This window comes from Bradyrhizobium sp. Leo170, from assembly GCF_004296405.1.
GTDB lineage: Bacteria > Pseudomonadota > Alphaproteobacteria > Rhizobiales > Xanthobacteraceae > Bradyrhizobium.
On sequence record NZ_PSRR01000437.1, the window covers coordinates 1 to 6,044 of the forward strand.

The 6,044-nt window shown below is 59.0% G+C and carries 5 protein-coding genes and 1 pseudogene; 3 read left to right on the forward strand and 3 right to left on the reverse strand.

Features of this window, described 5'->3' with window-relative positions; all coding sequences use genetic code 11:
- Positions 1-715: 715 nt before the first annotated feature.
- Both CWO89_RS48520 and CWO89_RS39700 read left to right on the forward strand, forming a co-directional pair.
- The gene (locus tag CWO89_RS48520; protein WP_245476787.1) at positions 716-1,036 is read left to right on the forward strand and encodes a hypothetical protein; all 321 of its coding nucleotides are present in this window, start codon (positions 716-718) and stop codon (positions 1,034-1,036) included.
- Between the two features lie 19 nt (positions 1,037-1,055).
- Complete coding sequence (locus CWO89_RS39700; RefSeq protein WP_028169064.1) at positions 1,056-1,247, forward strand: hypothetical protein; 192 nt, start codon at positions 1,056-1,058, stop codon at positions 1,245-1,247.
- Between the two features lie 1,126 nt (positions 1,248-2,373).
- Here CWO89_RS39700 and dctA read toward each other — a convergent pair.
- The 3 genes and pseudogenes from dctA to CWO89_RS46400 form a co-directional block, all read right to left on the reverse strand.
- Positions 2,374-3,696, reverse strand: a complete 1,323-nt coding sequence (gene dctA / locus CWO89_RS39705; protein ID WP_130583735.1) for a C4-dicarboxylate transporter DctA — start codon at positions 3,694-3,696, stop codon at positions 2,374-2,376.
- 377 nt (positions 3,697-4,073) lie between these two features.
- Positions 4,074-4,231: pseudogene (locus CWO89_RS48525) on the reverse strand (beta-ACP synthase); the annotation flags it as partial.
- Positions 4,232-4,291: 60 nt separating this feature from the next.
- Positions 4,292-4,441 (reverse strand): hypothetical protein, encoded by a 150-nt coding sequence (locus CWO89_RS46400; protein ID WP_165421513.1) that lies wholly within the window; start codon positions 4,439-4,441, stop codon positions 4,292-4,294.
- An 806-nt stretch (positions 4,442-5,247) separates the two neighbouring features.
- Between CWO89_RS46400 and modA the strand changes: the two genes are divergently transcribed.
- Positions 5,248-6,044 (forward strand): molybdate ABC transporter substrate-binding protein (gene modA, locus CWO89_RS39715; protein ID WP_130583736.1); only part of this gene is annotated, 797 nt, incomplete at its 3' end.

Here is a 6,044-nt window from a genome sequence, read left to right on the forward strand (position 1 = left end):
TCCCCGCATCGCGCCCCCAGTTAAATCCTGGTCCTAGAGAATCACGATACGAAACGCTTCGCTACCGACTTCTTCAACAGGCTGTTAGAGCTAGACGGCACCTATATAAGCGACCTCCTGATCGGGTCTGATCTGAGCCTCGCGCCGACTTGCGAGAAGGATACGATCCCCGCGTGCGGATCGGATCCGCGATCAGTTCGCAGTATTTCCGGATCACCTTGGGATCGCCGAAGTCGCCGATGGCCGGATCTCCCGAGCGGCCAAGGGCGAGGCCGCTGATATGGTTATGCTCACGGGAGAGGGCCTCTGCACGCACGACGGCGCTCTAAGAGAAGCACTCGATCGCTTACCCGGGCGCGATCCGTCGTCAGCACTGAGGCGGGCGCGGCGCTGTTTGCATGAGAGTATAGCTAGTGTCGGGAATTGCTGTCACGACCCGAGCGAAAAGCGTCCGGCGCGTGGGCCAATAGGATGCCAATGCTCAAAAGAATAAGAGTCCCGACAAGAGCCGAATACATACGCCACCTCCATCGCTCACTTCCTTTTGAACTGCGCGACCGCTTACACAGTCAATTTTTTTCCTGAGCGCGAAATGCGTTCGCAGCCAAGTGATGAGTCCGAGCCACAGCGACTAGCTGGCAGCATGTGGAACCGTCAAAGACAGAAGCTGTAAGACCCAGCTGCTCTGCTCCAACCGCCTGATAGGCGTAGGGCGGTGACCGAAAGGCTCATGTGGCAAATGTGCAACGGGTACTTGGTTTCTGCGCGGGAGTGTCCGAAACGAACACTTCAGGCCGTTGAGATGGCGGTAGCATTTGCGCGCAAGGATTGGGGTGTCCGGATGAGGTTTTCAAACTCGAAAGATGAGAGCTTATTGTTTCTTTGGGAAAGTGTGCGGCGGCAAGTGTTGGCTGGTCGCGCGGACGGCGGACGTTGCCGCTTTGTCGGTAACAATCTGCGCAGCTATGCTGAATTGCTTCGTTCGGAAATGGAGCGGCGAGAGCTGAAGTACACTCCGATTAATTGGTCTGAATAGCCGCTCCACGGGCATACCGATGAAAGACCTGCAGAAGCAACTGAAAGAGCTCCGCACCGATGCAGCCGAGTGCAAATTGATCAGCGATCTGGCAACTGACCAGGAAAAGCGAGAGCTGTTCGCAAAGCTTGCGGATCACTTGAGTGGTTTGGCGTCCGAGCTCGAGCGCGCTATATCTGTAAAAGTCTGTGGCACGAAGACGGAGCTGTAAAGACGGTCGCACGATGCCAAGAATCGGCTCTGGGTTCACGAGAGCGGCACTTATGCGAAATTCACGAGGCGGGTAAGCTGACGCACGATTTTGCGTCTGTGGCTGCCGAGATCGTCCATGGTTAGGATGTCGCCGGGACAAAGCGTCGGAAGGAGGACTCTCTCGACGTAGAGGCGGAAACTCTCGCCATCGTTCGGCCCTCGAGAAACCATGGCGCCTCAATCCGGTCATGGCGCAACGCGGCCAGGAAGGTTATGGTCGTCCAGCGGCCGTTGGGACTCTTGCTGTGAATCCTCTGGCCACGCGGCGCACCCCCGCAAGGCCCCATATCGGTCCTGGCCCAGATCTCGCGTTCGCCAGCCACAGTTTTTTCAAGCTGAGCTTCTCGGCGTGGAGAACTCCCATATTGAACGGTAATCAGCCTTAGGTCCGCGATCAGTGAGCTCGGCGACCAAGCCGCGCAGGGTGAAGTCCCCTTGATTCGCCCTAAAACCCGGACGCGGTGTTTGCCGGAAATGGCCTTCGACCTGTTGCCGCGCATCCCTGCCGGGCACCACGCTGCCGGTCTCGCAATGCCGTCGCGCCCATCCAACGGCCGTGCTGACCGCAACACCGAATGTTTAGCCGCCTCGTTGCAGGACAATCCACCGGAAACAACCCTGCAACGCCCCGCTTCCGAAGATCCTCAGAGTAAGGCTTGCCGATCCGTGCTGGCCTCCAGGCCCAGCCAGCATGGTAAATCCGAAGTCTCCTGATTTGGGAATCCAAATTCGATTCAAGCTAACCTTCAGACCCGCTTGCGATGGGGCATTGCACTTCGCTAACGCTTCGCCGTCATGCGATTGGATAGAGGACTATCACTTTCAAGCAGTTGTTCAGACTCGGCGCTCATGAGAAACCGCCCGGCGAAACCGAGGGTTTCGTCCCCTCGTCTCACGGAGCAGCCTCTTTAGGACGTTATTCCGGCGCGCTCACGAAAGCGAGCGAACCGGCAATCCAGAGGTCGCGGCGAGAGATTCCGCCTTCGTAATCCAAGTCGGCTGCTGCCGACTTGGACAAGCAAGACTCGCGAGTTCGCGTACACCTGCGTCAACGCGTCCTGGAATGACGAACAGAAATGCAGCCCCTACCCCGTCGTGTTTGTGGTCTCGCCGTCGGCCGCACCAATTTCCTGGTTGAGCCGCGCATGAAGCGTGGCCTCGTCGAGTTCGCCTTCCCACCAGGACACGAACACCGCGGCAATACCGTTGCCCATGATATTGGTAAGTGCACGCACCTCGCTCATGAATTTATCGATCGAGAACACGATTGCCATGCCCGGCACCAGCGCCGGATTAACCGCTGATAGCGTCGCCGCGAGCGTGATGAAGCCGGCCCCGGTGATACCGCTTGCGCCTTTCGACGTCAGCATCGCCACGATCAGGATCGTGAGCTGCTGGCCGAAGGTGAGATCGACCCCGAGCGCCTGCGCGATAAACAGCGTTCCCAAGGTCATGTAGATGTTGGTGCCATCGAGGTTGAAGGAGTAGCCGGTCGGCACCACGAGCCCGACCACGGGCTTGGAGCAGCCTAACCGCTCGAGCTTCTTCATCAACTGCGGCAGCGCGCTTTCCGAGGACGAGGTGCCGAGCACGAGCAAGAGCTCGTCTTTGACATAGGCGATAAACTTGAAGATCGAAAAGCCAACGAAACGCGCGATCAGACCAAGCACGACTACCACGAATAGCGCGGCCGTGGCATAGAACAGCGCGATGAGCCCGATCAGATTCCCGAGCGCCGAGGGTCCGAACTTACCGATCGTGAAAGCCATGGCGCCGAACGCGCCAATCGGCGCTGCCTTCATGACAATGGCAATGACGCCGAACACGGCGTGCGCCGTGTCGTCGATCATGCCGCGCAACTTCTCGCCGCGCTCACCCAGCGCCATCAGCGAGAAGCCGAACAGGATGGCAAACAAGAGTACCTGCAGGATATCGCCGCGCGCCAGCGCGCCGACCACGCTGTCGGGAATGATATTGAGGATGAAATCGACGCTTTTCGAGGCTTCCGCCTGCTTCACGTAATTGGCGACGGCTGCGGCATCGGGCTTGGCCGCAAGGCCGTGGCCAATCTGGAAAAGATTGCCCATCACCAGGCCGAGCAACAAGGCAAAAGTGGAGACGATCTCGAAATAGACCAGCGCCTTGAGGCCGACCCGGCCGACCTTTTTCGCATCCTGGATGTGCGCGATGCCCGAGACCACGGTGCAGAAGATAATCGGCGCGATGACCATCTTGATCAGCTTGATGAATCCATCACCGAGCGCCTTGATCCAGTCGTTGGTTGCGAGCGACGGCCACAGCCAACCGACGACGACGCCAATCAAGATCGCGATCAGCACCTGAACGTAGAGAATTTTGTACCAAGTTTGCGACGGCCGCGCGGGCGCCGCAGTTGCGATGGTGGTCATGACGCTCCTTCCCTATACGAACTCGAACACCGAGCCGCCGCGCGTTGAGCGGTGACGGCATCAGACGAGCTTTTATGCCAGCCGTGTCCCATTGAAGACGGCGATGTCGGAAATCCGACAGATCGCAGCGTGAATTCCGAGGGTAGGTCGGCAGTTACCTGTGTTTTCTTTTGTTAAGCAAGTCGCGCGCCAAGCGCCAAAGCCATGCGGCCGTTCAACCGACGAGACTGTGGACCGACTGTCTCCTGACGACACTTGGCTGAATCCCAGAACCACGTTCGTGCCGCCGAGGGCAAAGGCATTGCTCGGCGCGACGCGCACCTTGCGCTCGCGCGGCAGAGTGGGCGCGACCTCGAGATCGACCAGCCGCTTGCGGCAATGTCATGCTCGGGAAGGGTTTTGAGCTTGGCCCCTATCCTGAGCTCGGAGTTGCGATCGGGCCAATGGCGGAGCGGCCTTCGCGTATCTCCTTATAGATGGAGGCGCCGTCGGTCCCCAACCCGCCCATTCCGGTAATGACGACGCGCCTCCCCATTCAGGCCTTCTCAGCGACCACGCCGCGGACAGTCGCGTCGCCGACATTCTTGAGATTCGATCAGGCGTCATCCGTGTTCATCTCAATCTCGATCGCGTCGGACTGCTCCAGGTCGCAGATGATGTCCCTCAACTCCAGCGACTGGATGCCACACCAGGTCAGTTGCCTGGCGGTCGTTGTCTCGCCGCCGCCGACGGCGTTTTCCTTCATCGTGCGACAATTTCCTTCGCGAGTTGAACTGCCATGCTGCTGCTTCCATGACGCGCTTCGACGCGAACGCGGCGCCATCCCCCAGCCGAGCCACGTCGCGACGCGTCGCGCGACAGAAGCAGCGACGTGATTCGTCGGGCGTCAGGTGCTGTCAATGCAACGTTCCGTAACATTGGTAAAATTGATTTTTTGGATAGCACGCATCCACGCCATCGACATGTGGAGACAGGCCTTCAAAGGCCTTGATACAGCCTGCCCCCGGGCGTTATCCGGCCTCGGTCATATTGTTTCGCACAGCTACAAACGACAGCCTCGATACTCCTTCACCGGACGATACACGCTGAGCTCCTGCCGCGCCTGGACGAGTCGCTTGCCACAGAGTTTTTCTCGAACGGACGCTTCATAGCGGCGACGTGAAGGCAGAACTTATCGTATTCCGACACCCCCAGGCCAGGGGGCTACGTTGGGCCGGCCGATGAGCCGGAGATCGGAGTTCGAGCCGTTCAAAGATCCAAGGTCGGACATCACGGCGCGGCGGAGCCAAGGTTGGGGCGGAGTATCCCAAGAAGTTTTTCGTTCAAGAGGCTAGAGATGTTCGGTTGAACACGCCGAAGTCGGAAAGCTGACACGGCGCTGGGGCCATTCCGCCGCAATTCAACAGCCAGGCTGGCGCTTAAGCGTGTTTGGCTGCTGTGGCGCAAGGCGCGCATCATATTTCGCGAGCGGCACGCCGTTTGCTGGGATCAGGAGCAGAAGCCGTCGCGGCCAAACTGGTCGCAGGCCGCCCCGCTCCGAGAGACTTCCCAATGAGGCTTGCCCGATTGATCCTAATCAATGCAACTCTGATTCTGATCCTGCTCGAAAAAGCAGCAGCGGTGAACATCAGTCCCACCCTTGCCGCAAACGTCCGTCTGCCGAGCAACGAGATTGCATCACCGCTCACTCAGACGACGCGGCTCGAGGCCGGGTTGAGCTCACGCGCGCACGGACATTTTTGCAGCTGGATCATCCAACCCGCGCTTTGCATCCTTCTGTCGGCCGACCAGTTCCGCCCAAGTAAACAGAGCGAGAAGCGTCTCCCGGTATCGGGAAACAGCTTCACCTCTAAGAGCGGCAAGTTCGTGCTGTGGCGTTCGAATGTGAAGTTCGCCAATCGCGCGGATAGCCTTCAGATGATGTCTGTGGCAAAGTCATCGATCTGCAATCCGGCCGCCGCACCTTATGATGGCGCAACGGCGGTGCAGGTCATGAAAGCGCCAGGCGTCAGTGCGGCGATTCAGCCGAGGGCCGATACCGCCAGCATCACACACGCCGATCGATCCGAGACCGGTAATGCCGAGCTCGGATTTGTCGCGCCGTCCGAGCTCACAAACAGCAAAACCCGTTTGCCCTGGCTGGTGGCGCGGGAGTCTTATGGCCCGATGGGGCCAAATGCCGTGCTGTTGGAGAGCGGCGCCAATAATAAAGCGACACGCGCTTTCGTCGATTTTCTTAAAGGGCAAAAACTCCACGCGATTATCGCGCGGGGGTGGCTACGTGCAAAGCTAGAGTTGACGCATGGATGGCTTTTCGCCAGAGATCTGGGAATCGCTCGAGCTCACGG